This window comes from Microbacterium oleivorans, from assembly GCF_001691565.1.
GTDB classification, from domain to species: Bacteria; Actinomycetota; Actinomycetes; order Actinomycetales; family Microbacteriaceae; genus Microbacterium; species Microbacterium oleivorans_B.
Genome location: NZ_MAYO01000003.1, coordinates 1,737,945 through 1,764,334, shown reverse-complemented (window position 1 = coordinate 1,764,334; position 26,390 = coordinate 1,737,945). Strand labels below are relative to the sequence as shown.

At 70.2% G+C, this 26,390-nt stretch carries 21 protein-coding genes; 14 read left to right on the top strand and 7 right to left on the bottom strand.

Annotation, left to right across the window (positions count from 1 at the left end; all coding sequences use genetic code 11):
- The first annotated feature begins 17 nt into the window (after window positions 1-17).
- Window positions 18-713 (top strand): SDR family oxidoreductase, encoded by a 696-nt coding sequence (locus BBA86_RS11255; RefSeq protein WP_065571648.1) that lies wholly within the window; start codon window positions 18-20, stop codon window positions 711-713.
- Between the two features lie 11 nt (window positions 714-724).
- Window positions 725-1,162, top strand: a complete 438-nt coding sequence (locus BBA86_RS11250; protein ID WP_223247078.1) for a GNAT family N-acetyltransferase — start codon at window positions 725-727, stop codon at window positions 1,160-1,162.
- A 170-nt stretch (window positions 1,163-1,332) separates the two neighbouring features.
- Here BBA86_RS11250 and BBA86_RS11245 read toward each other — a convergent pair whose 3' ends face one another.
- Window positions 1,333-2,502: an ROK family protein gene (locus BBA86_RS11245; RefSeq protein ID WP_065571646.1), complete on the bottom strand. Its 1,170-nt coding sequence runs from the start codon at window positions 2,500-2,502 to the stop codon at window positions 1,333-1,335.
- A 95-nt stretch (window positions 2,503-2,597) separates the two neighbouring features.
- Here BBA86_RS11245 and xylA point away from each other — a divergent pair, with 95 nt between their 5' ends.
- The 9 genes from xylA (at window position 2,598) to BBA86_RS11205 (ending at window position 12,282) form a co-directional block, all read left to right on the top strand.
- Window positions 2,598-3,785, top strand: a complete 1,188-nt coding sequence (gene xylA, locus BBA86_RS11240; protein WP_065571645.1) for a xylose isomerase — start codon at window positions 2,598-2,600, stop codon at window positions 3,783-3,785.
- 1 nt (window position 3,786) lies between these two features.
- Complete coding sequence (locus tag BBA86_RS11235) at window positions 3,787-5,187, top strand: xylulokinase (RefSeq protein ID WP_189318459.1); 1,401 nt, start codon at window positions 3,787-3,789, stop codon at window positions 5,185-5,187.
- On the top strand, window positions 5,184-5,882 hold the full coding sequence (locus BBA86_RS11230; RefSeq protein WP_065571644.1) for a ThuA domain-containing protein: 699 nt from the start codon (window positions 5,184-5,186) through the stop codon (window positions 5,880-5,882). The genes BBA86_RS11235 and BBA86_RS11230 overlap by 4 nt, the downstream gene beginning before the upstream one ends.
- Window positions 5,861-6,964 (top strand): Gfo/Idh/MocA family protein, encoded by a 1,104-nt coding sequence (locus tag BBA86_RS11225; RefSeq protein ID WP_065571643.1) that lies wholly within the window; start codon window positions 5,861-5,863, stop codon window positions 6,962-6,964. The genes BBA86_RS11230 and BBA86_RS11225 overlap by 22 nt, the downstream gene beginning before the upstream one ends.
- A gap of 202 nt (window positions 6,965-7,166) precedes the next feature.
- Window positions 7,167-8,150 carry an ABC transporter permease gene (locus tag BBA86_RS11220; RefSeq protein WP_065571642.1) on the top strand — a complete coding sequence of 328 codons (984 nt, stop codon included), beginning with the start codon at window positions 7,167-7,169 and terminating at the stop codon, window positions 8,148-8,150.
- A gap of 16 nt (window positions 8,151-8,166) precedes the next feature.
- On the top strand, window positions 8,167-9,105 hold the full coding sequence (locus BBA86_RS11215) for a carbohydrate ABC transporter permease (protein ID WP_065571641.1): 939 nt from the start codon (window positions 8,167-8,169) through the stop codon (window positions 9,103-9,105).
- Between the two features lie 37 nt (window positions 9,106-9,142).
- Entirely contained in the window at window positions 9,143-10,894 is a 1,752-nt protein-coding gene (locus BBA86_RS11210; protein WP_065571640.1) for an ABC transporter substrate-binding protein, read from the top strand.
- Window positions 10,895-11,288: 394 nt separating this feature from the next.
- Entirely contained in the window at window positions 11,289-11,432 is a 144-nt protein-coding gene (locus BBA86_RS14605; RefSeq protein ID WP_189318458.1) for a hypothetical protein, read from the top strand.
- Entirely contained in the window at window positions 11,425-12,282 is an 858-nt protein-coding gene (locus BBA86_RS11205) for a hypothetical protein (protein ID WP_065571639.1), read from the top strand. Before BBA86_RS14605 ends, BBA86_RS11205 begins: the two co-directional genes overlap by 8 nt.
- A gap of 45 nt (window positions 12,283-12,327) precedes the next feature.
- Here BBA86_RS11205 and BBA86_RS11200 read toward each other — a convergent pair whose 3' ends face one another.
- Both BBA86_RS11200 and BBA86_RS11195 read right to left on the bottom strand, forming a co-directional pair.
- A complete protein-coding gene (locus tag BBA86_RS11200; protein ID WP_065571638.1) occupies window positions 12,328-12,942 on the bottom strand; it encodes a YesL family protein in 615 nt (204 codons plus the stop codon).
- A gap of 3 nt (window positions 12,943-12,945) precedes the next feature.
- Entirely contained in the window at window positions 12,946-13,938 is a 993-nt protein-coding gene (locus BBA86_RS11195) for a LacI family DNA-binding transcriptional regulator (RefSeq protein ID WP_065571637.1), read from the bottom strand.
- Window positions 13,939-14,121: 183 nt separating this feature from the next.
- Here BBA86_RS11195 and BBA86_RS11190 point away from each other — a divergent pair, with 183 nt between their 5' ends.
- Genes BBA86_RS11190 through BBA86_RS11180 form a run of 3 tightly spaced genes read left to right on the top strand, consistent with a single transcriptional unit; the run spans window position 14,122 to window position 20,854 of the window.
- Window positions 14,122-16,131, top strand: a complete 2,010-nt coding sequence (locus tag BBA86_RS11190) for a beta-galactosidase (RefSeq protein WP_065571636.1) — start codon at window positions 14,122-14,124, stop codon at window positions 16,129-16,131.
- Window positions 16,128-18,401, top strand: coding sequence for an alpha-xylosidase (gene yicI / locus BBA86_RS11185; protein ID WP_065571635.1), 2,274 nt, complete (start codon window positions 16,128-16,130; stop codon window positions 18,399-18,401). The genes BBA86_RS11190 and yicI overlap by 4 nt, the downstream gene beginning before the upstream one ends.
- The gene (locus BBA86_RS11180) at window positions 18,401-20,854 is read left to right on the top strand and encodes a glycoside hydrolase family 3 C-terminal domain-containing protein (protein WP_065571634.1); all 2,454 of its coding nucleotides are present in this window, start codon (window positions 18,401-18,403) and stop codon (window positions 20,852-20,854) included. Before yicI ends, BBA86_RS11180 begins: the two co-directional genes overlap by 1 nt.
- Here BBA86_RS11180 and BBA86_RS11175 read toward each other — a convergent pair.
- The 4 genes from BBA86_RS11175 to BBA86_RS11160 are packed head-to-tail and all read right to left on the bottom strand — an operon-like array spanning window position 20,844 to window position 26,314.
- On the bottom strand, window positions 20,844-23,141 hold the full coding sequence (locus tag BBA86_RS11175) for a glycoside hydrolase family 3 N-terminal domain-containing protein (RefSeq protein WP_065571633.1): 2,298 nt from the start codon (window positions 23,139-23,141) through the stop codon (window positions 20,844-20,846). The two genes, BBA86_RS11180 and BBA86_RS11175, sit on opposite strands and share 11 nt — an antisense overlap.
- A gap of 1 nt (window position 23,142) precedes the next feature.
- Complete coding sequence (locus BBA86_RS11170) at window positions 23,143-24,018, bottom strand: carbohydrate ABC transporter permease (protein WP_065571632.1); 876 nt, start codon at window positions 24,016-24,018, stop codon at window positions 23,143-23,145.
- Between the two features lie 8 nt (window positions 24,019-24,026).
- Entirely contained in the window at window positions 24,027-25,040 is a 1,014-nt protein-coding gene (locus BBA86_RS11165; protein WP_065571631.1) for a carbohydrate ABC transporter permease, read from the bottom strand.
- A 2-nt stretch (window positions 25,041-25,042) separates the two neighbouring features.
- Window positions 25,043-26,314, bottom strand: a complete 1,272-nt coding sequence (locus BBA86_RS11160) for an ABC transporter substrate-binding protein (protein ID WP_083199550.1) — start codon at window positions 26,312-26,314, stop codon at window positions 25,043-25,045.
- Window positions 26,315-26,390 lie beyond the last annotated feature (76 nt).

The following is a 26,390-nucleotide window of genomic DNA, read 5'->3' as shown; positions in this document are numbered from 1 at the left end:
GATGACAGGATGAGGGGATGCCGCACACCATCGTCCTCACCGGTGCCGGATCGGGCATCGGACAGCTCCTCGCCGAGCGCCTGACCGAGCGCGGGGACCGGCTCGTCCTCGTCGCGCGCGACGCCGACCGGGCCGCCGACCTGCAGGCCCGGCACCCGGGCGCCGGCGCGATCGTCGCCGACCTCGCGCGGCCCGCATCGCTGGCGGCGGCGGTCGCGGCATCCGATCTTCCCGACGAGATCGACGCGATCGTGCACGCAGCGGGAGTCGTCGACCTCGGGCACGTCGCCGACTTGACGGTGGCGTCCTGGCAGGACCAGCTCGCCGTCAACCTCGTCGCTCCCGCCGAGCTCACGCGCCTGCTGCTGCCGCGCGTGCGCGCCGCGCGCGGGCAGGTGCTGTTCGTCAACTCCGGCGCGGGGCTGACGGCGCACCCGCAGTGGGCCGCGTACGCCGCGTCGAAGCACGGGCTCAAGGCGCTCGCCGATGCGCTCCGCGGCGAAGAGGCCGAGCACGGCGTGCGCGTCACGACCGTCTACCCCGGCCGGACCGCGACCCCGATGCAGGCGCAGGTGCACGCGCAGGAGGGCAAGGACTACGACGCGGATGCCTGGATCCAGCCGGCATCCGTCGTGACCGCCGTTCTCACCGCCCTCGACCTGCCGCGCGACGCCGCCATCACCGACCTGTCGGTCAAGCCCGGCCCGCGCTGACGATGCTCCGGATGGCGACGGTGGCGGATGCCGCGGCGATCGCCGCGATCCACGTCACCTCGCGCGCCGCGTACTACGGCGAGCACCTCGATCCGGCGGACGCGGCGCGCGATCGCGAGCCGATGTGGCGCCGACTCGTCGGCGAGGACGGGCGGGTCACCGTCGTCGCCGAGGATGAGGGGCCGACGGGGTTCCTGCACGTGCGGCTCGGGGAGACCCTCGAACTGGTGAGCATCTACGTCCTGCCGGAGATGTTCGGTCGCGGGATCGGGTCGGCACTCCACGACCGGTTCGAGGAGATACGCGGCGGTCGCCCGGCGGAGCTCGAGGTCTGGGACGGCAACGCGCGGGCGAAGGACTTCTACGCCGCGCGCGGCTGGCGGGCGACGGACCGCACGCGTGACGGCGTCGCCGGCATCGCGTTCGTCACCTGGCGTCTCGGCGACTGATGCAGTCGGGTGAGTGTCGCCGGGATGTGGCCCGGCCCACGTTCCGTATTCAGTCTCGAAGGCGCGGTACGGATCTCTCGACACCGCGAATGCGCGAGTTCGCGCACCTGCATCATCGCTCGAGACTGATTACGGAACGTGTTCTGCCCTCCACGGGAACCACGCGCCGCTCAGACGGCCTGCGGGTTCGCCAGCACACCCTCGAACACGGCCTCGGCGGCGCCGATGAGCAGCCGGTGCTCGGCGAGGGCGGCGGGCAGGATCTGCAGGTCCTCGCCGCAGGCGGGCATGGCCTGCGCCCGCACAGCCTGCTCGAGCGCGGCGACGTCCAGGCCTGCGAGCACGGCGAGGAACCCGCCGAGCACGATCGCCGAGGGGTTCAGGGCGTTGACCGCGTTCGCGAGAGCGGTGGCGAGGATGCGGCGCTGCCGGTCGACCTCTCCCGCGACCGACGGGGTGTCGCTGTGCGCCGCGAGCGCATCGGCGAGCTCGCGGTCGTCGCCGCGGGTCAGCCCCACGACCGACAGGAGCCGGGCGCGGCTGACCTCGTCCTCGAGTACGCCGTCCCGCGCGCGGCGGTCGGCGAGGGTCGCGATGCCGGGTCGGTTCTGCCCGATCTCGCCGGCGTAGCCGCCGGCGCCGACCACCGGCATCCCGTTCACGATGATCCCGCCGCCGATGCCGCTCGCGCCGCCGTTGAGATAGACCGCGTGGTCGATGCCGCGCGCGGCGCCGAACAGGTGCTCGGCGATGGTGCCGAGGGTCGCATCGTTGCCGACGACGACGGGGATGCCGGTGGCCGCCGCGACGAGGTCACGCAGGGGCACGTCGACCCACCCGAGGTGGGGTGCGTCGCGGACGAGGCCGTCCTCGATGCGGACGAGGCCCGGCACGGCGAGGCCGACGCCCAGGATGCGGGCGTCGGCGAGATCGCCGCGGCGCCATGTCACGATCTGCGTCGCGATGAGCTCCGCGGTCCGCTCGGGGGTGAGGAGGTGGTCCTGCGACAGGACGACGACGGCGCGGAGTTCGCGGTCGAGGCCGACGGCGGCGACCTCGAGCGCATCGACCTCGGGGTTGACGGCGATCGCGACGACGGCCGGGTCGACGGCGACCACGGGGGAGGGGCGTCCGACGCGGCGCGAGGGGTCCGGTGCGCGCTCGGTGACGAGTCCGAACGAGACGAGCGAGCCGACGAGGTCGGCGACCGTCGAGCGGTTGAGCCCGGTCGACTCGGTGAGGGCGGCGCGCGACTGCGGGCCCTCTCGATGCACGATGCCGAGGATGCTGCCCAGGTTCGCGCGTCGCACGGATTCGACGGTTCGCCCCTGCTCGCTCACGACCCCACCATAGCCACCGGAAGGGGTTTGTCGCGGCGGCGCGCCTGGTATACGTTGCTGATAACAACATTTTGTCCGGCTCGCGAAGGAGCGTCATGGTCACCCCCACCCCCGCAGACAAGTTCAGCTTCGGTCTGTGGACCGTCGGCTACAACGGCACCGACCCGTTCGGCGGCCCCACCCGTCCCCCGCTCGACGTCGTCCACGCCGTCGAGAAGCTCGCCGAGCTCGGCGCGTACGGTCTCACATTCCACGACGACGACCTGTTCGCCTTCGGCTCGAGCGACGCCGACCGTCAGCACGAGATCGACCGCCTGAAGGGCGCGCTCGAATCGACCGGGATGATCGTCCCGATGGTCACGACGAACCTCTTCAGCGCGCCCGTCTTCAAGGACGGCGGCTTCACGGCCAACGACCGCGACGTGCGCCGCTTCGCCCTCCGCAAGGTCTTCCGTCAGCTCGACCTCGGTGCCGAGCTCGGCGCCAAGACCTTCGTCATGTGGGGCGGCCGCGAGGGTGCCGAATACGACTCCGCCAAGGACGTCCGCCAGGCGCTCGAGCGCTATCGCGAGGCCGTCAACCTGCTCGGTCAGTACGTCACCGACAAGGGCTACGACATCCGCTTCGCGATCGAGCCGAAGCCGAACGAGCCGCGCGGAGACATCCTGCTTCCCACCCTCGGCCACGCGATCGCGTTCATCGACTCGCTCGAGCGTCCCGAGCTGTTCGGCGTGAACCCCGAGGTCGGCCACGAGCAGATGGCGGGGCTCAACTTCACCGCCGGCATCGCCCAGGCGCTGTACCACGGCAAGCTTTTCCACATCGACCTCAACGGTCAGCGCGGCATCAAGTACGACCAGGACCTCGTGTTCGGTCACGGCGATCTGCACAACGCGTTCTCGCTCGTCGACCTGCTCGAGAACGGCGGCCCCGGCGGTGTGCCGGCCTACGACGGCCCGCGCCACTTCGACTACAAGCCGAGCCGCACCGAGGACGAGACCGGAGTCTGGGACTCCGCCGCCGCGAACATGCGCACCTACCTGCTCCTCAAGGAGCGCGCGCAGGCGTTCCGTGCCGACCCCGAGGTGCAGGAGGCACTCGCCGCCGCCAAGGTCGATGAGCTCTCCACCCCGACCCTGAACCCGGGCGAGAGCTACGACGACTTCCTCGCCGACCGGTCGGCCTACGAGGACTTCGACGCGGGCGCCTACCTCGGCGGCAAGGGCGCCGGGTTCGTGCGTCTGCAGCAGCTGGCGACCGAGCACCTGCTGGGCGCGCGCTGACGTGACCCTCGTGATGGGCGTCGACTCGTCGACGCAATCCTGCAAGGTCGTCATCGTCGACATCGCGACCGGGGCGATCGTCCGCTCCGGTCGCGCGTCGCATCCCGATGGGACCTCGGTCGATCCCGAGGCGTGGTGGTCCGCGCTGCAGAGCGCGATCGCGGATGCCGGGGGTCTGGACGACGTCGAGGCGTGGTCGATCGGGGGCCAGCAGCACGGTATGGTCGCGCTCGACGCCTCCGGCGCGGTGGTGCGCGACGCGCTGCTGTGGAACGACACGCGCTCGGGGCCGGCGGCATCCGATCTCGCGATCGAGTTCGGCGCTGAGGAACTGGCGCGGCGCACGGGACTCGTGCCGGTCGCGTCGTTCACGATCACCAAGCTCCGGTGGCTGCGAGATGCCGAGCCGGACAACGCGGCGCGCGTGGCCGCCGTCGCACTGCCGCACGACTGGCTGACCTGGCGGCTCCGCGGCTTCGGACCCGAGAACCCGAACCTCGACGAGCTCGTCACCGACCGCTCGGACGCGTCGGGCACAGGGTATTGGAACCCCGAGTCCGGCGAGTACGACCGCGAGCTGCTCGCCGCGGCGCTCGGCCATGACGCGGTCCTGCCGCGGGTGCTCGGTCCCCTCGAGTGGGTGACGGATGCCGGTGGTCGCCGCGTCGGTCCCGGTGCGGGCGACAACGCGGGGGCCGCCCTCGGTGTCGGCGCGACGGCGGGCGACGTCGTCGTGTCGATCGGCACATCGGGGACGGTCTTCGCGGTCAGCGACACCCGGACGATCGATCCGACCGGAACGGCGGCGGGCTTCGCGGACGCGACGGGACGGTTCCTGCCCCTGGTCGCGACCCTGAACGCCGCGCGCGTCCTCGATGCCACGGCACGCCTCCTCGGCGTCGATCACGACGGGCTCACCCAGCTCGCCGCGGCGGCCGAGCCCGGTGCCGGCGGTGTCGTGCTCGTGCCGTGGTTCGAGGGCGAGCGGACACCCAATCTGCCGGCGGCGCGTGCGTCGATCGACGGGCTCTCGCTCGGGAACACGACGCGCGAGAACCTCGCGCGCGCCGCGATCGAGGGCATGCTCGCGGGGCTCGCGACGGGTCTCGACGCGATCCGCAGTCTGGGTGTCACCGCCGAACGCGTGCTGCTGGTCGGGGGCGCGGCGCGCAACGCCGCGGTCGCGGCCGTCGCGGCGCAGGTCTTCGACGTTCCGGTGGCGGTCCCCGCGCCGGGAGAGTACGTCGCGCAGGGCGCCGCGCGCCAGGCGGCCGCGGTGCTCGCGGGTGCCTGGCCGGACTGGGCCGTCGCGATGGACCGGGACGCGGCATCCGACCCCCGTCCGGAAGTCCGCGAGCGCTACGACGCCGTGGCCGCCCGGCGGGCGGAGGAAGCACGATGACCCGTCGTGCGCTCATCGTCCGCGGCGGGTGGGACGGTCACCATCCGATTGCTGCGACCGAGATGTTCGTTCCGTTCCTCCGGCAGAACGGGTTCGACGTCGACGTCGAGGAATCGAACGAGGTCTATGCCGACGTCGAACGGATGCCGGGGGTCGACCTCATCGTGCAGGCGGTGACGATGTCGTCGATCTCGGATGATGCCCTCCGCGGGCTCCGCGCTGCGGTCGAGGCGGGCACCGGGCTCGCCGGGTGGCACGGCGGCATCGCCGACTCGTACCGGAACAGCTCGGACTACCTGCAGCTGGTCGGCGGCCAGTTCGCGACGCATCCGGGACGCCGTCCCGATGAGCGTCCCGGCGACGAGCGCGACAACTACCTCGACTACACGGTCGAGATCAGCGAGCTCGGCCGGACGCACGAGATCACGGCCGGCATCGAGGACTTCACGCTGCACACGGAGCAGTACTGGGTGCTCCACGACGACCTGATCGACGTCCTCGCGACGACGACGCATCCGACGCAGGAGTACCACCCCTGGCACCGGCCGATCGTGAGTCCCGCTGTCTGGACCCGGCTCTGGGGTGCGGGTCGGGTCTTCGTCGCGACGCCGGGTCACGCGCCCGAGGTCCTCGCCGATCCGAACGTCCGCACCATCGTCGAAAGGGGACTCCTGTGGGCAGCCCGCACGCCGTAGGGATCGTCGGACTCGGCGTCATCTCGCGTCAGTACCTCGACCTGTTCGCACAGAGCCCCTCGATCCGGGTGTCCGCGGTCGCCGACCTGATGCCGGGCCGGGCTGCGGAGGTCGCCGAGGCCATCCCCGGCGCGCGGGCGTTGACGGTCGACGAGCTCATGGCCGACCCCGAGGTGCAGACCGTCCTGAACCTGACCGTCCCCGCCGCGCACGCAGAGGTCGCTCACGCCGCGATCGTCGCCGGCAAGTCGGTCCACGGCGAGAAGCCGCTCGCGCTGACGGTCGCCGAAGGACGTGCGGTGATGGATGCCGCCGCCGCGGCCGGCGTGCACGTCTCCGCTGCGCCCGACACGGTGCTCGGCACCGGCATCCAGACCGCCCGCCGCCTCGTCGACGACGGTGCGATCGGGCGGCCGGTCGCGGCGAGCGCGACATGGGTGTCGCCGGGTCACGAGCTGTGGCATCCCGCTCCCGGGTTCTATTACGCGCCCGGCGGCGGGCCGCTCTTCGACATGGGGCCGTACTACCTGACGAGCCTCATCCATCTCCTGGGACCGGTCGTCGCCGTCACCGGAGCCGCCCGCCGCGCCCGAGCCGAGCGGACGATCGCGACGGGTCCGCGGGCCGGCGAGCGGATCGAGGTCGAGGTCGACACCCACGTGAGCGGGCTCCTCGAGCACGCGGGCGGCGCGGTATCGACGATCGTCACGAGCTTCGACGCCGCCCGGACGGCCGCCCCGCCGATCGAGGTGCACGGCGAGCAGGGGTCGCTGGCGGTGCCCGATCCCAACATGTTCGACGGCGAGGTCCGCCTCGCCGCGCTCGGTGAAAACGGCTGGCGGTTGGTCCCGGCGTCGGCCGGCTACGAGAGTGCCGGGCGGGGTGTCGGACTGATCGACGCCGTCTCGTCCGGCGGTGCGGGCCGGGCCAGCGGCGCCGTCGCGCTCCACGTGCTCGACATCATGGAGAGCCTGCTGCGCTCCTCCGCCGACGGACGCCGTCTCGTGATCGGCACGACGGTGGAACGGCCGCCGCTGGTGCCTCTCACCGCTGCCGCCGAGTGGACGCGCATCGGCGGCTGACCCGCCCCGCCGTCTCGAGAACGCCGCCCCGCCCATTGGCAGGGGCGGCGTTCTCGTGTGACCGGAACGTGATGTTTGACGCCCTCACCCGGGGGCGTTATCTTCATATCGAAGCGGTTCGACTGCCCGTCGCGGAAGCGCTTCGATCACGAAGGAGTGAGATGACCCGGCATACCTGCGAGCGCCTCGAACGGCGCGACCGATGACGCAGCAGGCGATCGTCACCGAGGTCGCGGCCACGACGATCGAAGACAAGACGCCCCCGCGCGCCGAGCGCCGAACCTCCAAGAGTCGTCGCTCGTTCCGGATGTTCCTGTGCATCGTGCCGTTCCTGGCGCTGGTGTTCCTCTTCTCGTACTTCCCGCTCTACGGGTGGATCTACTCGCTGTACGACTACCGTCCGGCGCTCGGGCTCGCCGGCAGCGACTTCGTCGGGCTGCAGTGGTTCCAGCTCCTCGTGAGCTCGCCCACCCAGGTCGCGCAGGTCGGGCAGGTCCTCACCAACACGCTCGCGATCAGCTTCCTCGGCATCGCGACCTCGGTCCTGCCGCTGGCTTTCGCGATCTTCCTCAACGAGATCCGGGCGCCGTGGTTCCGCAACGCGGTGCAGACCCTGACCACCCTGCCGAACTTCATCTCGTGGGTGCTCGTCTACATGATCGCCTTCTCGCTCTTCTCGAGCTCCGGGCTCGTCAACGGCGTGCTCAGCGATGCGGGGCTCATCACGACACCGGTGAAGTTCCTCGACACCGATCAGAACGTGTGGCTCACGATGACCCTCTGGTCGGTGTGGAAGGGGCTCGGCTGGGGTGCGATCATCTACCTCGCCGCGATCGCCGGCATCGACCAGTCGCTCTACGAGTCGGCCGAGATCGACGGCGCCGGGCGCTTCCAGAAGATGTGGTACATCACGGTGCCGCAGCTCATGCCGACCTACCTCGTGCTGCTGCTCCTGTCGATCGCGAACCTGCTCAACAACGGCATGGAGCAGTACTTCGTCTTCCAGAACGCCTTCAACAAGGAGTACATCCAGGTCCTCGACCTGTACGTCTACAACATCGGCATGACGGGCAACAACCTGTCGATGGCGACGGCTATCGGCATGTTGAAGAGCCTCATCTCCGTCATCCTCCTGTTCACCGTCAACGGCATCGCCAAGCGCGTCCGCGGCGAATCCATCGTCTGAGTCAGGAGCCCCGACCATGGTCACCACGACTCCCACCCGCCGCCGCCGTGTCGTGCGGCGCGACGCCGATCTGTCGGGTCGCGTCGTCTTCGCGATCGTCAACTACTCGGTGTTCCTGGCGCTCGCCTTCATCTGCGCCTACCCGTTCTACTACCTGATCATCAACTCGATCAGCTCGAACGACCTCGCCGCCCTCGGCCAGGTCCGATGGCTGCCCACCGGCATCCACCTCTCCAATTACGAACAGGTCTTCCAGCTCGGCGGGCTCACGCAGGCCGCGATCGTCTCGGTCGGTCGCACCGTCCTCGGCACGGTCGCCGCGGTGCTCGCCTCGGCCTTCCTCGGCTTCATGTTCACGCAGAGCCGCATGTGGGGGCGCCGGTTCTGGTACCGCTTCGTCATCATCACGATGTACTTCAGTGCGGGCCTCATCCCGGTGTTCATCATCATCCGGAACCTCGGGCTGACGAACAACTTCTGGGTCTATGTGCTGCCGTTCGTGGTGCAGCCGTTCTTCATCATCCTCGTGAAGACCTACGTCGAGGCGATGCCCAGCGAACTCCAGGAAGCGGCCGAGATGGACGGCGCGAACATCCTGCAGATCTTCTTCCGGGTGTACCTGCCCAACATGACGCCGATCCTCGCGACCGTGGCCATCTTCTCGGCCGTCGCGCAGTGGAACAGCTTCCAGGACACCCTCATCTACATCACCGACCAGAGCCTCTACACCCTGCAGTACCTGCTCTACATGTTCATCAACCAGGCCAACAGCCTGGCTCAGGCCATGCAGAACGGCGGCAACATCAGCTCGATCGTCGACGCGGCCACGAGTCAGACGCCGACCTCGATCCGGATGACGATCTCGGTCATCGTCATCCTGCCCATCATCTTCGTCTACCCGCTGTTCCAGCGCTTCTTCGTCAAGGGCATCATGCTCGGCGCGGTCAAGGGCTGAACCCGACCATCACGGTCACACCACCGAGAGGAAAGCAATGAAGCTATCACGCAAGGCCATCGGCGCCGTCGCCGCTCTGGCGACGGTCGGGCTGCTGAGCGCCTGCACCGGTCCCGCGCCCACCGAGAAACGCGAGGAGATCACCGCGTTCCCGACCTCGTGGGACGAACCCATCACGATCGACGTCTTCGACGGCCTCGCCAACTACATGGGCATGCAGGAGGGGTGGTTCGGCGACCTCGTCGAGAAGAAGTTCAACATGAAGCTGAACATCATCGCCCCCAACGTCGCCGGCGGCGGCGACACGCTCTTCAACACGCGCGTCACTGCGGGAGATCTCGGCGACCTCATCATCACCGACAAGGGCCAGCGTCTCGAGGAGCTCCGCGAGGGCGGCCTGCTCCTCGACTCGGCGAGCTTCTACCCGGCCATGAAGAACGTCGGCCGCTTCGACGCCGCCGTCGACAAGATCAACGAGGGCGCCGACGGCACGTACGCCTTCCCCTCGCAGGTCTCCTCGCTGAAGCCGACCGAGCCCTCCGAGGGCCTCGATCCGACGTTCGGCCCCTACCTTCGCTGGGACCTCTACAAAGAGGCCGGCTACCCCGAGGTCGGCACGCTCGAAGACCTCCTCCCGGTGCTGAAGAAGATGCAGGATGCCGAGCCCACCGCTCCCAACGGGCAGAAGACCTACGCGGTCTCGCTGTTCAAGGACTGGGACGGCAACATGCTGAACAACGCCAAGCAGCCCACCACCTACTACGGCTTCGACGAGGTCGGCTTCGCCCTCGCCAAGGGCGACGGATCGCAGTTCCAGGGCATCCTCGACGAGGACGGACAGTACGTGCGCGCGCTCCGCTTCTTCCACGAGGCGAACGAGCTCGGCATCCTCGACCCCGACTCGACGACGCAGAACTACGACACCCTCTGGAACAAGTACCAGAACGGCCAGGTGCTCTTCTCGTTCTGGCCGTGGCTGGGGCAGGCCGCCTACAACACCGACAAGAACGTCGACGAGGGTCGCGGCTTCATGATGGCGCCGATGGACGACATGAACATCTTCTCGTACGGGGCCGAGGCGTACGGCGGCAAGCAGGTGTTCGCGATCGGCGCCAAGGCCGAGGACCCCGAACGCATCGCGGCGTTCGTCGACTGGCTCTTCTCGCCCGAGGGCGCCCTCGCCAACAACAGCCAGACCCAGGGTGCCGCCGGTCCCGAGGGATTGACGTGGGAGCTGAACGCCGACAAGGAGCCCGAGCTCACCGAGCTCGGTCACAAGATCTTCTTCGAGGGTGACGCCGAGGTTCCGGCCGAGTGGGGTGGCGGCAGCTACATCGACGGCGCATCGCAGCTGAACATCAGCGCGGTCCTGCCGATCGACACGGACCCGAACACCGGCTTCCCTTACAGCTACAAGATGTGGCCGAGCTACCAGGCCGAGACGAGCAACCCGCTCACCGACGACTGGACGGCCAAGATGGGCGCTCCGACGACGATGGACTACCTCCGCGACAAGGACCAGCTCATGGTCGGCGCCGGCGCCAGCTTCACCGCGCCGACCGACTCCTCCGAGATCGAGACGCTCCGCAACCAGGTCAAGGCGACGATCGTGCAGACCTCGTGGCAGATGGTCTTCGCCGAGAGCGACGCGCAGTTCGATTCGCTTCTCGCCTCGATGCAGGAGACCGCGAAGGGGCTCGGGTACGACAAGGTGCTCGAGGTCGACATGGCCAACGCCGAAGCGCAGGATGCCGCCCGCAAGGCGGTCTCGGCGGAGTTCGGCGGCTGACCGCACACCGACGCGAAAGAGATGGGCCCCGCTGAGCTTCGGCGGGGCCCATCTCGGTGGCGGATCGCTTCCTGCTCGCCGCAGCGCTCGAAGGCCTGTTTCGACGCCGCCGGAGACGTTTCCTGGTTCACCCGCACGATGCGCCTCACGTTCTCGGAGTTCATCGATGCCCGTGCAGGCTTCGCTCAGATCGACGATCTCCTGTTCCGCACCCGTCTGCCGGACGCGTTCACACATCATGGGGTGAACACCCGCAACATGTTCCGAATGTCCTCGGGCCGCAGGCGGCGTGGCAGACCATCACGTGGACGGGCAACTGGGGAAACAAGTGCTGGCCGGACCCGCATCGCAAGCTCGATAGGCTCCACTGCGCCACCTCTCAGAAGGGTCTCCGATGTCGCTCCGCACCATGTATGTCTTCGCGCTCGACGGCAAACTCGCGGTCGCACGGATGTCGCCTCTCTCCGCTCCTGTGCTGGCTCTCGCGATGCCGGTGGCCGAACAGCTCCTCGCGAGCATCGGGGCCACGGATGCCTGAGTCACGTTCCGATTCGTCGCCCGACGGCCTCTCCGGCCTCGATTTCGGTGCACGCGCACCCCAGCGACTCACCCGGGCGGACGTCGATGCCGCGGTTCTGCGTTCGGCGGGACTCGGCGACCTGGTCGACCGGCTCTGGCGCGAAGGCGCGGCGGCCAGCAGCGCGGCACGGCGGAGCGTCACAGCGCATCTTCGTGAGCGCTTCGGCGCGCGCGACCCGCACAGTGGAGCGATCCTGCGCGTCGTGTTCGTCCTGCTGCTGCTTTCCGTGTTACCGATCGGCATGCTCAACGGCATCCGCCTCGGGATCGAGAACACCGTGGTTCCCGGCGCGATCGTCAGCGTGGTCGTGGGAGCCGGGGTCGTCGCGGCGGTGGCAGCTGCTGGGGGGCGACCGCTCGGACGACCGGTCGCCTTGCAGAGCACGCTGCTCGCCATCCTGCTGATCGTCGCCGCGGGCGTGGCCTGGGTGGTCGCGGACGGCTGGGTGCGGATCGCCTATCTCGTCGGCGCCGCGCTCGCGGCGATCGCGGCGATCGTCGTCCGTGTCGTGCGGGCACGCGGTCGTTCGATGACGACGGACATCGACCACGGGGTGGAAATGGCGCATCTCGACGTCGCGGCGGAGATCGCCACCGAGCGCGAGCGGATGACTGCCGAGCTCACGCGCGAGCTCGAGAAGCGCCCCGACGGCGCCGAGCTGGTCCGGCGGCGCAGCGCGGCGATCGCCCAGCTCCGCTCAGGTGGCGGCTCGATGCAGGCCGACGACCCCGATACTCCCCCCGGTGGGTTCATCATCCAGGAGCAGACGATGCTGTGGCTCCCTGTGAGCCAACGTCAGGAGCGATAGGGCAACCATCCTGGAAGCGATGGCGGTTCTGAGCGCGGCGAGGCGTCAGGCGACGGTGCCGGAGCGGCGGCGGTAGATGCTCCGGAAGAGGAACGCGCAGCCGTAGGCCCCGACCGAAAAGCCGATCGTCGCGACGAGGAACATCGTGGGCGGGAAGACGATAACGAGGCACACGACGGTGACGGGGATCACGATGAGCGCGAGCGTGCGCAGCGGCTCCGCGGCCGGGAGGAGCACGGCGTTCTTGAGGGTCTGGGGGAACGGGGCCCGGTATGCGGCGACGAGCCCCATCGCGTGGATGAAGGCAGCGACGGCATAGGCGGCTCCGGCGAACGCGAGGGCGGCGAGACCGGTGAGGAGCGGCTCGGGTGCCGACAGCCAGAACACGCCGCTGAACGCGAGTGCGACGCTCGCCGTCAGCAGGATGAGGCTGAGTCCGGTCGCGGGCAGGAAGTTCCGCGCCAGGGCGGGGAGGAAGTCGCGCAGCGGCCGACCGCCCTCCTCGTCGGCGTAGCGTCGGGTCACCTCCAACAGTGCGCTCGTGGCCGCTCCGATCGTGATGACGGGGACGCAGCAGAGCAGGAAGAGGATGTTGAGGGCGACGAACTCGAGGAACGATGACAGGCCTTGGACGGCGCGGTTCTCGGGGTCGATCTTCATATCTCAGACCGTCGCCGGTTCCGCCGGCGCGTGCGCGAATCGAGGGGCGAGGAGTTCCGGGCCGAGGGGCCGCTCACCGCGGATCGCGGCGAGCAGGGTGCGGGCGCCTGCGGCGCCCAGCTCTTCGGCGGGGAGGTCGATAACGTCGGAGACCCCCGGTACGTGCAAGGCGAGTTCGGCGGGGCTCAGGGCGACGATCTCGATCGGCGACGCGGAAGCGGTACTCATCAACCGTGCCGCGATGAACGGCAGCGCAGCCTCGTTGTGGACGAACAGCGCCGTCGTCGCGGGAGCGCCGGCGAGCAGGGTGTCGACGACCTCGGTCGCTCCGGGGCCGGCGGGACACGGATACACCGTCGCGGCGAGCCCCACCTCGCGGCTCCGCGCGAGGAAGCCCCGGGTCAAGCGGTCCGAGTAGGAGGTGTGCCGCGCCTGCACCTGCGGCGGGGCGCCCAGGAGGGCGACGGTTCGGTGTCCCCGTTCCGCGAGGCGTTCGGCGGCGAGGCGGCCGGCGGCCTCGAAGTCGAAGTCAACGCAGATGAGCTGGTCGGCCGCGTCGGGGAGACCGATGAGGACGCTCGGGATGCTGAGGTCGGCGAGCGAACCGACACGCGGATCGCTCGTCTCGACGTCGAGGATCAGCACTCCGTCGACCATGCCCGCCCGTGCCGCGCGCTCGACACCGGCGGCGTCGTCGCTCGTGAGCAGCAGGATGTCGTGGTGGTGCGCCCGGGCTTCCTTCAGGGCGCCTGCGACGACCTGCATCACGACGTGCACGTCGACGCCCGCTCGAATGGGCGCCTGGAGCCCGAGGATGCTCGTCGACCGCGAGGCGAGCGAGCGCGCGCTGGCCTGCGGGCTGTAGGAGAGGTCGGCCATCGCCTGTTCTACGCGCTCGCGCGTCTCCTGCGAGATCGCACGCTTACCGCTCATCACGTACGACACCGTCGAGATCGAGACCCCCGCGGCCTGAGCGACGTCGGCGATCGTGGTCATGGACCCCTCCTTCTCCCGCGGCGTCGACCTCGACACCGCGGATGGATCGAGCGTATCGGCTCGCTCGGCCGCTCCGAGGTGGCCCCTGCGGGCCGATGGACACGGTCGTTATCGCTAGTATAGGTTGAGATCGTTGAAGCGCTTCGACACTGTCGTCCACAATCGCTGAAGGGCCCGTCCCGTATGAAATCCGCCCCCGACTCGGCCTTCGGCGCCCTGCCGGCCGAGCGCGGCATCCTCTTCGGTGGGGACTACAACCCCGAGCAGTGGTCGCCCGAGGTCTGGCGCGAGGACATCACCCTGATGCAGCGCGCCGGTGTCAACCTCGTCACCGTCGGCGTGTTCAGCTGGGCCGAGATCGAACCCACCCCGGGAGCGCGGGAGTTCGCGTGGCTCGACGAGGTCCTCGGCCTCCTGCATGCGGGCGGAATCGCCGTCGACCTCGCGACGCCGGTCGCCTCGCCGCCGCCGTGGCTCGGGATCCGGCATCCCGAGACCCTCCCGGTCGACCGCGACGGCGTACGGCTCGTCGCCGGCTCCCGGAACCAGTTCTCGCCGTCGTCACGGGTGTACCGCGAGGCGGCCCGCGCGATCACGGCGGATCTCGCGTCGCGCTACAAGCAGCACCCGGCCGTGCGGATGTGGCACGTCGGCAACGAGTACGGGCAGATCGACCACGGCGACGAGGCCGCGCGCGCCTTCCGCGAATGGCTGCTGCGCCGCTACGGATCGATCGACGAGATCAACCGCGCGTGGGGCACGGCGTTCTGGGCGCAGCGATACTCCGACGTCGCCGAGATCCTGCCACCCCGGCGCGCGCCGTACCTGATCAACCCGACCCAGTCGCTCGATTTCCGCCGGTTCACCTCCGACGAGCTCCGAGACTGCTATCGCGAGCTCCGCGACACCATCCGCGAGGCGGGCGCGACGCAGCCCATCACGACCAACTTCATGGGTGCGTTCGCGCACGTGGACTACTGGTCGTGGGCGGACGACGTCGACGTGGTGAGCGACGACCAGTACCCCGACCCCGCCGACCCCGACAGCCCGCTCGACGCGGCTTTCGTGCAGGACCTCATGCGCGGACTCGGCGCCGGCCGGCCGTGGATGCTGATGGAGCAGGCGATCAGCGCCGTCCAGTGGCGGGCGCACAACCTCCCGAAGACGCCCGGCCGGGCGCGGCTCGACACGCTGCAGGCGGTTGCGCGCGGCGCCGACGGGATCTGCTTCTTCCAGTGGCGGCAATCTACTGCGGGAGCGGAGCGGTTCCACTCCGCGATGCTGCCCCACGCGGGGGCCGACACCGAGGTCTTCGAGGGCGTCTGCCGTCAGGGTCGCGACCTGCAGCGGCTGCGGCCCGTGGTGGGCGGCCGGATCGCCGCACGAACGGCGGTGCTCTTCGACTGGCCGTCGTGGTGGGCGTCGGGCGAGCCCGCCCGGCCGACGTCGCGCTTCGACGGTCTCGAGCAGATGCGACGGTTCTATCGCCCGCTGTGGCGGCGCGGCATCCCGGTCGACGTCGTACCCTTCGGCGCGGACCTGTCGGCCTACGACCTCGTGCTCCTGCCGCACGGCTACGTCCTGCGTCCCGAGGACGCCGCCCGCCTCGGCGAGGCGGCCGCGCGCGGTGCGCAGGTCGTCGTCGGCCCGTTCAGCGGGGTCGCCGACGAGCGCGGGCACATCCTGGCCGGCCGGTCGCCCGTCCTGCTGCGCGACCTCCTGGGTGTGAGCGGCGAGGAGTGGGTCGGGCTCCCCGACGGCGGCGTCGCCGTCGCGTCGACGGACGGGCGGTGGGCGGCATCCGTCGCTCACACCCTCGGCGAGAACCTCCGCACCGACGGTGCCGAGGTGCTGGCGAGTTTCGCCTCGGGCGACCTCGCGGGGCGCCCTGTCGTCACCCGGATGGGCGCGGCCTGGTACGTGGGCGCCGTCGTCGCCGGCGACCTGCTCGACGCGGTGATCGCGGACGTCCTGGATGCCGCGGGTGTCGACGGTGCGCTCGCCGACCCGGTCGACGGGGTCGAGGCCGTCCGCCGGGGGGACGCGCTCTTCCTGCTGAACCGCGGCCACGACGATGCGACGATCCCGCTGCCTGGAGCCTGGATCGACCTGTTGACGAATGACGAGATCGACGACCGCGTGACGATTCCCCGGGGGGATGCGCGCGTCGTGACAGAAAGGCGAAGGACATGAAGTTCACCGACGGCTACTGGCTCATGCGGCCCGGAGTGACCGGCCTGTACGCGAGCACCGTGGACGACGTGCGCGTCGACTCCGAGGCGGGCAGCCTCACGGTCTTCGCTCCGACCGCCCTCATCCGCCACCGTGGCGACACGCTCAACCGCGCCATGATCACGATGACCATCTCGGCTCCCGCGCCGGGGGTCGTCAAGGTGCGGGTGCAGCGTCACGCCGGTGCGCGTCACCGCGGTCCGGACTTCGCCGTGACCGGCGAGGAGGGGTACACGCCGACCGTGTCGGTCGACGACGCGGAGGCGGTGCTGGATGCCGGTGACCTCCGCGTCCGCGTTTCGCGTGACGGCGCGTGGCGGGTCGCGTTCGAGCAGGGCGACCGCGTGCTCACGACGTCGCTGCCGCGCTCGATCGGGCACATGACGGGGCCGGACGGAACCTGGGTGCACCAGCAGCTGTCGATCGAACCGGGGGAGCGTGTCTACGGGTTCGGAGAGCGCTTCGGCGCCTTCACGAAGAACGGGCAGTCGATCGAGACGTGGAACGCGGACGGCGGCACCTCGAGCGAGCAGGCCTACAAGTCCGTCCCGTTCTACCTGACCAGTCGCGGCTACGGCGTCTTCGTCGACAGCCCCGATGCGGTGTCGTTCGAGGTCGGGTCCGAGATCAATTCGCGTGTGCAGTTCTCGGTGCCCGGCGAGACCCTCGACTACTACGTGATCGCCGGGCCCGAGCCCAAGGACGTGCTCCGGCGGTACACGGCGCTCACGGGGCGTCCCGCCCGCGTGCCGGCATGGTCGTTCGGGCTCTGGCTGACGACCTCCTTCACCGCCGCGTACGACGAGGCGAGCGTCACGGAGTTCGTCGACGGCATGGCCGAGCGCGACCTGCCGCTGTCGGTCTTCCACTTCGACTGCTTCTGGATGCGCGAGTTCCAGTGGACCGACTTCACCTGGGACCCGCGGATGTTCCCCGACCCCGACGGGCAGCTCGCGCGGCTGCGGGAGCGGGGGCTGAAGGTCTCGCTGTGGATCAATCCGTACATCGCGCAGCGCTCCGCGATCTTCGCCGAGGCAGCGGAGCGCGGGTTCCTGCTGAAGACGACGGATGGCGGCGTCTGGCAGTGGGACATGTGGCAGGCCGGCATGGCGATCGTCGACTTCACGAACCCCGAGGCCGCCGAGTGGTACGCCGAGCACCTGCGCCGTCTCGTGCGACAGGGAGCGGACAGCTTCAAGACCGACTTCGGCGAGCGCATTCCGACGGAGGGTGTCGTGTGGCACGACGGCTCCGATCCGCAGCGCATGCACAACTACTACCCGCAGCTGTACAACGAGATCGTCTTCCGCGTGCTCGAGGAGGAGCGCGGCGTCGGCGAGGCGGTCCTCTACGCCCGCTCGGCGACGGCCGGGGGACAGCAGTTCCCGGTGCACTGGGGCGGCGACAACGACTCGACCCTCCTGTCGATGGCAGAGACGCTCCGCGGCGGACTCTCGCTCGCGATGAGCGGATTCGGCTACTGGAGCCACGACATCGGCGGTTTCGAGGGGACACCGGATGCCGGTGTCTTCAAGCGCTGGCTCGCGTTCGGTCTGCTGTCCTCCCACTCGCGCCTGCACGGCTCCGGCACCGTGCGCGTGCCGTGGGCGTTCGACGACGAAGCGGTCGAGGTGACGCGCCGCTTCACACGGCTGAAGCTGCGGCTCATGCCGTACCTCGCCCGGATCGCGGAGGAGGCGCACACGGGCGGCATCCCGATGATGCGTCCCCTCGTGCTCGAGTTCCCCGGCGACCGGTCGACGCACGACGCCGACGTCCAGTACATGCTCGGCGACTCGCTCATGGTGGCGCCTGTGTTCGCCGAGGACGGGAGCGTCGAGTACTACCTGCCCGAGGGGCGGTGGACCTCGCTCCTGACCCACGACGTGGCGGAGGGGCGGACGTGGCACGCGGAGCGTCACGGCTACGAGTCGGTCCCCCTGCGGGTGCGCCCGGGGACGGTGCTGCCGTGGGGCGCACGCGAGGACCGGCCGGACTACGACTGGGCGGACGGTGTGACGCTCCGGTGCTTCGAGCTGCCCGACGGGTACGACGCCGAGACGGTCGTTCCGGGGCACGACGGGGCCGCGGCGACGGTGTTCCGCGTGCGTCGTGAGGGCGGCCGTATCGTCGCGGAGTCGACGGACGCCCGAGCGCCGTGGAGCCTGCAGATCGGTGAGCGGACGGCGTCGGTCGTGGGGGCGGGGACGGTCTCGCTCGAGGTCGTCTGATGGTGATCGAGGCCTTCCGGCGCACCGACCTGCCGCTGCCCGAGCGCTCCCGCGACCTGCTCGAGCGGCTCACCCCGGACGAGCGCATCGCGATGCTCCACCAGGCCATGCCGCCGGTGGAGCGTCTCGGCATCCGTCCGTTCCACACGGGGTGCGAGGCCCTGCACGGGCTCGCGTGGGTGGGCGTCGCGACGGTGTTCCCTCAGCCGGTGGGGCTCGCGGCGACGTGGGACCCGGACTTCGTCACGCGGGTCGGTGACCTCGTCGCGACCGAGGTGCGGGCCGAGCGCGCCTCGGGTGCGGACGTCGACCTCAACGTGTGGGCGCCGGTCGTGAACACCCTCCGGCATCCGGCCTGGGGCCGCAATGAGGAGGGGTACTCCGAGGACCCGCACTACACGGGTCAGCTCGGCGCGGCCTACAGCCGCGGGCTCCGCGGGGACCACCCGCGCGTGTGGAAGACGGTGCCGTCACTGAAGCACTTCCTCGGCTACAGCAACGAGACCGACCGTTCCACGACCTCGTCCGAGATGTCGCCGCGCACCCTCCACGAAGAGGAGCTGCCCGCGTTCCGTCCGGCGATCGAGCAGAAGGTCGCCGGCAGCATGATGCTCGCCTACAACCGTGTGAACGGCGTGCCGGCGCACACCCAGCCCGAGCTCGTCGCCGAGGCGCGCAGCTGGAGCGACGAGTCGATCGCGGTCGTCTCGGATGCCGGTGCCCCGAGCTTCCTCGTGTCGATCCAGCGCGCGCAGCCCGACAAGATCCACGGTGCCGCCGCGCTCGTGCGAAGCGGCATGGACTCCTTCACCGACGACGGCCCCGACCCGACACCGAGCCTCGACGCCGTCCGCGGTGCACTCGCGCAGGGGCTCCTCACCGACGACGACGTGGATGCCGCTGTGCTGCGACTCCTCGAGATGCGCATCCGCACGGGCGAGTTCGACGGCGACGACGATCCGTACGCCGCGATCGGCGCGGACGAGATCGACACCTCCGCCGCCCGCGAGCTCGCCCGCGAGGCGGTCGCTCGTCAGGTCGTGCTGCTGCGGAACGACGACGGCATCCTGCCGCTGATCGACCCCGCTCGCGTCGCCGTGATCGGTCCGCTCGCCGACGTCGTGCTCACCGACTGGTACTCCGGCACCCCGCCGTACACGGTCGGCCTCGCTCAGGGCGTGCGCGACCGCTACCCGACCGCCGCCGTCGAGGTGGTCACCGGCGCCGACACCGTCGTGCTCAGAGCCTCGTCGGGCTACGTCGCCGCGACGGCGGACGGAGTCGTCGACGCCGTGGCGGACACCCGGACGGACGCCGCCCTGTTCGACGTCACGGATTGGGGCGACGGCATCCTGACGCTCCGGTCCCGCGCGAGCGGACGCCTGCTCACCGGCGGCGTCTGGCCGATGCGGGCCGACGCCGAGCGGGTGGGCGGCTGGGTCGTGCAGGAGAGCTTCCGCCGCCACGTCCACGACGACGGATCCTGGTCGCTGCTGCACCTCGGCTCGGGCCGGTGGGTGCGCGTCGTCCGCGACGTGGGTCTGCTCGTGGCCGAGGGGGTCATCCTCGACGACGCCGCGCGCTTCGGGATCGACACGGTGGCGTCGGGCCTCGACGAGGTGGCCCGGGCCGCGGCATCCGCCGACGTCGTCCTCGTCGCCGTCGGCAACGACCCGCACCTGTCGGGGCGCGAGACCGCGGACCGCCCGCACCTCCTGCTGCCGACCGCGGCGACCGACCTCTGGCGAGCAGCGCGCTCGGCCAATCCGCGCTCGGTCCTCACGATCGTCTCGAGCTTCCCCTACGTGCTGGCGGATGCCGCTGATGCGGCGACCGTCGTCTGGTCGAGTCACGCCGGGCAGGAGCTCGGACACGGCCTGCTCGACGTCCTGAGCGGAGACCGCGAGCCGACCGGTCGCCTCGCGCAGTCCTGGCCGGCGCACCCGGATCAGGCGGGGGACCTCTTCGACTACGACACGCAGCGCCAGCAGGCGACCTACCGCCACCAGCCCGAGCGGTACGCCTTCGCGTTCGGACACGGGCTCGGTTACGGCCACGTCGTCTACGAGACCGTCGAGGCGGATGCCGGACGGGTGACGGCCCCGGCGCCCACCCGGCGGCATCCCGCCCTCGACCCTCGCGACGACGAGCTCATCGTGACCGCGAGGGTGACCGTCGCGAACCCGTCGGAGCGCGCGGTCGAGGAGCTCGTGCAGCTCTACGCGATCGCACCGGAGCTGCCGGTCGCGGCGCCGCGCCGGCTGCTGCTCGGGTACGCCCGGGTGCGGGTCGAGCCGGGCGAGACGCGGACGGCGGAGGTGCGCTTCACGGTCGAGCGCCTCGCCGTCTGGGACGGCGAGGCGCTGCGGGTGCAACCGGGGGACTACCGCCTCGCGGCGGGTCCCTCGGCCGACGCGCTCGAGGCGAGCACGACCCTCACCGTCACGGACTGACGAGCTCGGCGGCCGCCACGACGCGCACGGGCACGATCCGGGCGTCGTCGGGGGTGACGACGTGCTCGCCGGTCACCTCGACGGCGGCGACGGTCTCGCGGTCGTCGCAGGAGGAGCCGACCCACAGGTCGATCCGTCCTGGCTCGACGATGCGGCGGCCGTCGCGCCCCGTGAACGCGAAGCGCGCCGTCGGCAGTGAGAACACGACGCGCGCGCTCTCGCCCGGCTCGAGGTCGACGCGGTGGTAGGCCATCAGCTGCGCGACGGGGCGCGTGAGGCTCGCGACCGGGTCGTGCGCGTAGAGCTGGACGACATCGGCGCCGGCCCGCTCGCCGGTGTTGCGGACGACGACCGAGACCTCGAGGGTGTCGCCGGCGGCGGCGGTCGCAGGGGACTGGAGATCCTCGTGCGTGAACGTCGTGTAGGTCAGCCCGTGTCCGAACGGCCGCACCGGCGTCGGGTCGGCGCTCGTCACGTCGATCGGTCCGCCGAGCCGCGGGTGCAGGTAGCTGTACGGCTGCGCACCGGCCGACCGCGGCAGGGTGACGGGGAGCCGGCCCGAGGGGGAGAGCCGCCCCGAGACGATGCCCGCGATCGGGTCGGCGCCCTCCTCCCCGGGGAAGAAGGACTGCAGCGCGGCCGCCACGCGGCGCTCGCCGTCGAGGGCCCACCCGATCGCATACGGGCGGCCCGACAGGATCACGAGGACCACGGGGGTGCCCGTTGCGACGACGCGCTCGACGAGCTGCCGCTGCAGGCCGGGGAGTTCCAGGTCGTCGACGTCGTTCCCCTCTCCGACGGTGCCGCGCCCGAACAGGCCCGCCCGGTCGCCGACGACGACGACGGCGATGTCCGCCGCCGCTGCGGCGTCGACCGCGTCGCCGATGCCGGACTCGTCGTCGTCCGCCACGCCGCAGCCGCGGGCGTAGGTGATCTCGGCGTCCGGGTATTCGGCGACGAAGGCCTCGCGGACGGTCGGCAGGTCGATCCCGTGAGGTGTCCCCGGGTGGTGCGCGAGCACGTGATTGACGAACGAGTAGCAGCCCATCAGCGCCTCGGATGAGTCGGCGTTCGGACCGATGAGGGCGATGCGACGAGCGGATGCCGCCGGCAGCGTCCCGTCGTTGCTCACGAGCACGACCGACTCGGCCGCGAGCCTGCGCGCCAGGTCGCGGTGGCGGTCGTCGTCGAGGTCGACCTCGGTCGGCGGGGTCTCGAACGTCTCGTCGAGCAGGCCGAGGCGCTCCTTCTGCGCCAGGACGCGGAGCACGGCCGCATCCAGCAGCGCGGCGTCCATCTCACCCGAGCGGATGCGCTCGAGCATCGGCGCGGCGAACGCGTCGCCCGTCGGCAGCTCGACGTCGATGCCGGCGCGGAGGGCGAGCTCGGCGGCCTCGCCGAGGTCGCCGGCGACGCCGTGGGTGGTCTGCAGGAACGCGACCGAGAAGTAGTCCGAGACGACCGGGCCCGAGAAGCCGAGCCGGCCGCGCAGCACCTCGTCGAGGTAGTGCGAGCTGGCGCCGACGGGTTCGCCGTCGATTTCGGCGTACGAGTTCATGACGGATGCCGCGCCGCCGTCGCGGATCGCCATCTCGAACGGCGGCAGCAGCACGTCGGCGACCTCGCGGGGACCGGCGTGCACGGGGGCGTGGTTGCGCGCCGCCTGCGAGCCGGAGTACCCGACGAAGTGCTTCAGCGTCGCGTCGACACCCGCCGACTGGACCCCTCGCACGTACGCCGTCCCCACCGTGCCGACGAGGTAGGGGTCTTCGCCGATGCACTCGTCGACGCGTCCCCAGCGGGGGTCGCGGATGACGTCGAGCACGGGGGCGAGACCCTGGTGGATGCCGAGTTCGCGCATCGAGTCGCCGATCGCGGCGCCCATCTCGGCGACCAGTTCCGGATCGAACGACGCGCCCCACGCGAGCGGCGTCGGATACGTCGCCGCCTTCCACGCGGCGAGTCCGGTCAGGCACTCCTCGTGGACGATCGCGGGGATCCCGAGCCGGGTGTCGGCGCGCAGACGCCGCTGCTCCTCCCAGAGCCAGGCCGCCCGCTCGACCGGGTCGACGGGACGCGTGCCGTAGACACGGGTGAGATGGCCGAGGCCATGAGCCGTGGCATCCGCGTACTTCGTCGTCGTCACCATCTCGTCGGCCAGGGGAGCGACGACCTCGCCGCCCTGGTCGACCCAGTAGCCGACGAGCTGCGCGGCCTTCTCTTCGAGGGTCATCTGCGCGAGCAGATCGTGCACGCGGGCCGAGGCCTGCGGGTGGGGAACGGTCATGTCAGCCCTTCACGGCTCCGGTGAGACCGCCGACGATGCGCCGCTCGAACAGGCTGAAGAACAGCAGTGCGGGGAGCATCGACAGCGAGGTGAACGCGAGCACGCGCGCCGTGTCGACGGAGTACTGCGACGAGAACGCCTGCACCCCGAGCGGGAGCGTGAAGGACGCCTCGTTGTTGAGGATGAACAGGGGGAGCAGGTACGCGTTCCAGCTGCCGATGAAGGCGAGGATGCCGACGGTGATGACCCCCGGCACGGCCAGCGGCAGCACCATCCGCCAGAAGAAACCGAGACGACTGCAGCCGTCGATGGATGCAGCCTCCTGGATCTCGTCGGGGATCGCTCGCAGGAACGGGACGAGGATGATGATCGTCGTCGGCAGCGCGAACGCGATCTGCGGGAGGATGATGCCCGGCAGGGTGTTCATGAGTCCGAGCGAGCGGATCACGATGTACAGCGGCGTGATCGCGACGGTGATGGGGAACATGAGGCCCGACGCGAACAGGGCGTAGAGGAACCCGCGTCCCTTGAAGCTGTACCGGGCGATCACGTAGCTCGCGGCGATGCCGAGGGCGACCGCGCCGATCGTGGTGGCGAGGGCCACGAAGGTCGAGTTGCCGACCTGTCCCCAGAACTGGCCGCTCGTGATGACGCCGACGTAGTTGTCGACGTTCCACGGGTCGGGGAATCCGGCCGGGTCGACGGTGATCGCCGAGTTCGAGCGGAAGCCTCCGATGATGATGTAGATCACCGGGCCGAGCATGAGCGCGATGACGGCGAGGGCGACGAAGTAGACGACGGGCGAGCCCCACGGCAGCGTCGGCTTCGGAGCGCGGCGGGCACGGGTCTTGGCCGGCGGCGCGGTGACGAGGGTCATGGTGGCGCTCACTGCACGCCCCTCTCTGTGATGGCTCCCGCGGTGTCGCGACGGAGCACGAAGCGCTGGTAGAACAGCGCGACGATGAGCGAGATGACGAAGATGACGACGGCGACCGCGTTGCCGTAGCCGAAGTTGCCGGCGTTGCGGCCGGTGACGACCATGTAGATCGCCATCGTGTTGGTGCCGGCCACCGACGAGACGTACTGGCCCCAGATGATGTAGACGAGGTCGAACAGCTGCAGGGCGCCGATGATCGACAGGAACGCCCAGATGCGCAGGGTCGGTGCGAGCAGCGGCAGGGCGATCTGTCGCTGGATCTGCCAGTAGGACGCGCCGTCGATGGCGGCGGCCTCGTAGAGCTCCTCGGGGATGCCCTGGAGCCCCGCGAGGAAGAGGATGACGGCGAAGCCGACGTACTTCCAGGTGAGGATCGCCATGAGCGTCCAGATCGCGATCGCCGGGTCGGCGAGCCAGTCCTGGGTCAGGCCGCCGAGGCCGAGCTTGTCGAGCATCCCGTTGGCGGCGCCGTTGGTCGACAGCAGCAGGCTGAACCCGGTGCCGACGACGACCTCGGCGATGACGTACGGCACGAAGATGAGGACGCGGATGACGGACTGGCCCCGCATCTTGCGGTTGAGCAAGAGGGCCAGGAGGATCGCGATCGGTCCTTGGAGGACGAGCGACATCACGACGATGAACGCGTTGTGCAGCAGTGCGCTCTGGAAGTTGGGGTCGCTGAAGATCGTGATGTAGTTCTTCAGACCGACGAAGTCGGTGGCGGGCCCGAACCCGGACCACCGGAAGAAGCCGTAGTAGGCGGCCATCAGAACCGGCAGGATGACGAACCCGACGAAGAAGATCACGGCGGGTCCGGCGAGGAGGAGGACCTCCAGGCGCCCCGACCAGCCGAGGCCCCGCCGGCGGCGGGACCGCGGCCGAGCCGGGGGCGACGAGTCGCCGCCCCCGGCGTGCGCCGCGAGAACAGGGGTGTCCGAAGCGGACATCTCGCGAACGGTCATGTTCAGCCCTGCGCGCCTGCGGCGTTGACGGCGGCGATGAACTTCTGCGGGTCGCTGCCACCGGCGAGCATGTCGACGACCGCGACGTTCAGCGCGTTGCCGACGTTCTGGCCGAGGACGGTGTCGAGCCACTGCGAGACGAACGGGGCGCTGTTGTAGGCCTCGAGGATCTGCTGCAGGTACGGCTCCTTCACGGACTTCTGCGCGACGGAGTTCACCGGCGGCGACTGGAAGGCCTCGTAGTACTTCGTCTGCTGCTCGGAACCGGCGATGAAGTTCAGGAAGTCGGCGCACTCCTTGGGTGCCTGTGCGGAGCACGAGTAGCCGTCGACGCCGCCCATCATCGAACCGGGCTCGCCGTCACCGCCCGAGATCTCCGGGAACGGGAACCAGGCGAGGTCGGGGAGGGGCTTCTCGTCCGGGGTCAGCGACGCGATCACGCCCGGGTCCCACGCGCCCATGAGCTCCATCGCCGCCTTGCGGTTGGCGACGAGACCTGCCGAGCTGCCGGCGCCCTGCTGCGCGGCGGTGGTGAGGAAGCCCTCGTTGAACGGCTTGACGGCGGCGAAGTCGACGAGGTCCTGAGCCGCACGCGTCCAGCACTCGTCGCTGAAGTCCTTCGAGTCGCCCGTCTCCTCGATGACCTTCGGGCTGCACTCGCGGATGGCGAAGAAGTAGTACCAGTGCGCGGCGGGCCACGCGTCCTTCGCGCCGAGGGCGATGGGCGCGATACCGGTGCCCTTCAGGGCCTCGACGTCGCTCTTCAGGTCATCGATGGTGGCGGGGGTGTCGGAGATGCCGGCCGCGTCGAAAGCGTCCTGGCTGTAGAAGAAGCCGCCGGGCAGCACCGAGAGCGGCATCGCCCAGACCTTGTCCTGGTAGGTCTCGGCCGCGAAGGAGCCTTCGGAGATCTCGCCGCGGATGTCGTCCGAGATGAGGCCCGTCAGGTCCATCAGCTGGCCGGCGTTCACCATGGCGGTCATCTTGCCGCCGCCGCGCTGCAGGAAGATGTCGGGCGGGTCGCCCGCGTTGAGCGCCGTCTGCAGCTTGCCGTCCATGTCCTCGTTCTGGACGGACTGCATCTTGATCGTGACGCCGTCGTTCTCCTTCTCGAATGCCGCGATCGCGTCCTTCCAGAACTGCTGACCGGGGCCCGTGGTCGAGTTCTGCCACAGCGTCATCTCGACGGTGCCGTCGCCGCTGCCGCCGCCGGTGCCGCCGGAACAGGCGCTGAGCGCGAGTGTCGCCGCGGCCATCGCCGCGAGCCCCGCCATGATCCTTCTGGTCCTCATGTGATCACCAATCTCCTCATTGAGTGCACGCTCGGTCCTCGAGGTGCGGGTGGTCCCG

Coding starts and splice junctions, on each gene's coding strand:
- BBA86_RS11255 (WP_065571648.1), top strand. CDS start 18: ATGCCGCACACCATCGTCCTCACCGGTGCCGGATCGGGCATCGGACAG.
- BBA86_RS11250 (WP_223247078.1), top strand. CDS start 725: ATGGCGACGGTGGCGGATGCCGCGGCGATCGCCGCGATCCACGTCACC.
- xylA (WP_065571645.1), top strand. CDS start 2,598: ATGGTCACCCCCACCCCCGCAGACAAGTTCAGCTTCGGTCTGTGGACC.
- BBA86_RS11230 (WP_065571644.1), top strand. CDS start 5,184: ATGACCCGTCGTGCGCTCATCGTCCGCGGCGGGTGGGACGGTCACCAT.
- BBA86_RS11220 (WP_065571642.1), top strand. CDS start 7,167: ATGACGCAGCAGGCGATCGTCACCGAGGTCGCGGCCACGACGATCGAA.
- BBA86_RS11215 (WP_065571641.1), top strand. CDS start 8,167: ATGGTCACCACGACTCCCACCCGCCGCCGCCGTGTCGTGCGGCGCGAC.
- BBA86_RS11210 (WP_065571640.1), top strand. CDS start 9,143: ATGAAGCTATCACGCAAGGCCATCGGCGCCGTCGCCGCTCTGGCGACG.
- BBA86_RS14605 (WP_189318458.1), top strand. CDS start 11,289: ATGTCGCTCCGCACCATGTATGTCTTCGCGCTCGACGGCAAACTCGCG.
- BBA86_RS11205 (WP_065571639.1), top strand. CDS start 11,425: ATGCCTGAGTCACGTTCCGATTCGTCGCCCGACGGCCTCTCCGGCCTC.
- BBA86_RS11200 (WP_065571638.1), bottom strand. CDS start 12,942: ATGAAGATCGACCCCGAGAACCGCGCCGTCCAAGGCCTGTCATCGTTC.
- BBA86_RS11195 (WP_065571637.1), bottom strand. CDS start 13,938: ATGACCACGATCGCCGACGTCGCTCAGGCCGCGGGGGTCTCGATCTCG.
- BBA86_RS11190 (WP_065571636.1), top strand. CDS start 14,122: ATGAAATCCGCCCCCGACTCGGCCTTCGGCGCCCTGCCGGCCGAGCGC.
- yicI (WP_065571635.1), top strand. CDS start 16,128: ATGAAGTTCACCGACGGCTACTGGCTCATGCGGCCCGGAGTGACCGGC.
- BBA86_RS11180 (WP_065571634.1), top strand. CDS start 18,401: ATGGTGATCGAGGCCTTCCGGCGCACCGACCTGCCGCTGCCCGAGCGC.
- BBA86_RS11175 (WP_065571633.1), bottom strand. CDS start 23,141: ATGACCGTTCCCCACCCGCAGGCCTCGGCCCGCGTGCACGATCTGCTC.
- BBA86_RS11170 (WP_065571632.1), bottom strand. CDS start 24,018: ATGACCCTCGTCACCGCGCCGCCGGCCAAGACCCGTGCCCGCCGCGCT.
- BBA86_RS11165 (WP_065571631.1), bottom strand. CDS start 25,040: ATGACCGTTCGCGAGATGTCCGCTTCGGACACCCCTGTTCTCGCGGCG.
- BBA86_RS11160 (WP_083199550.1), bottom strand. CDS start 26,314: ATGGCGGGGCTCGCGGCGATGGCCGCGGCGACACTCGCGCTCAGCGCC.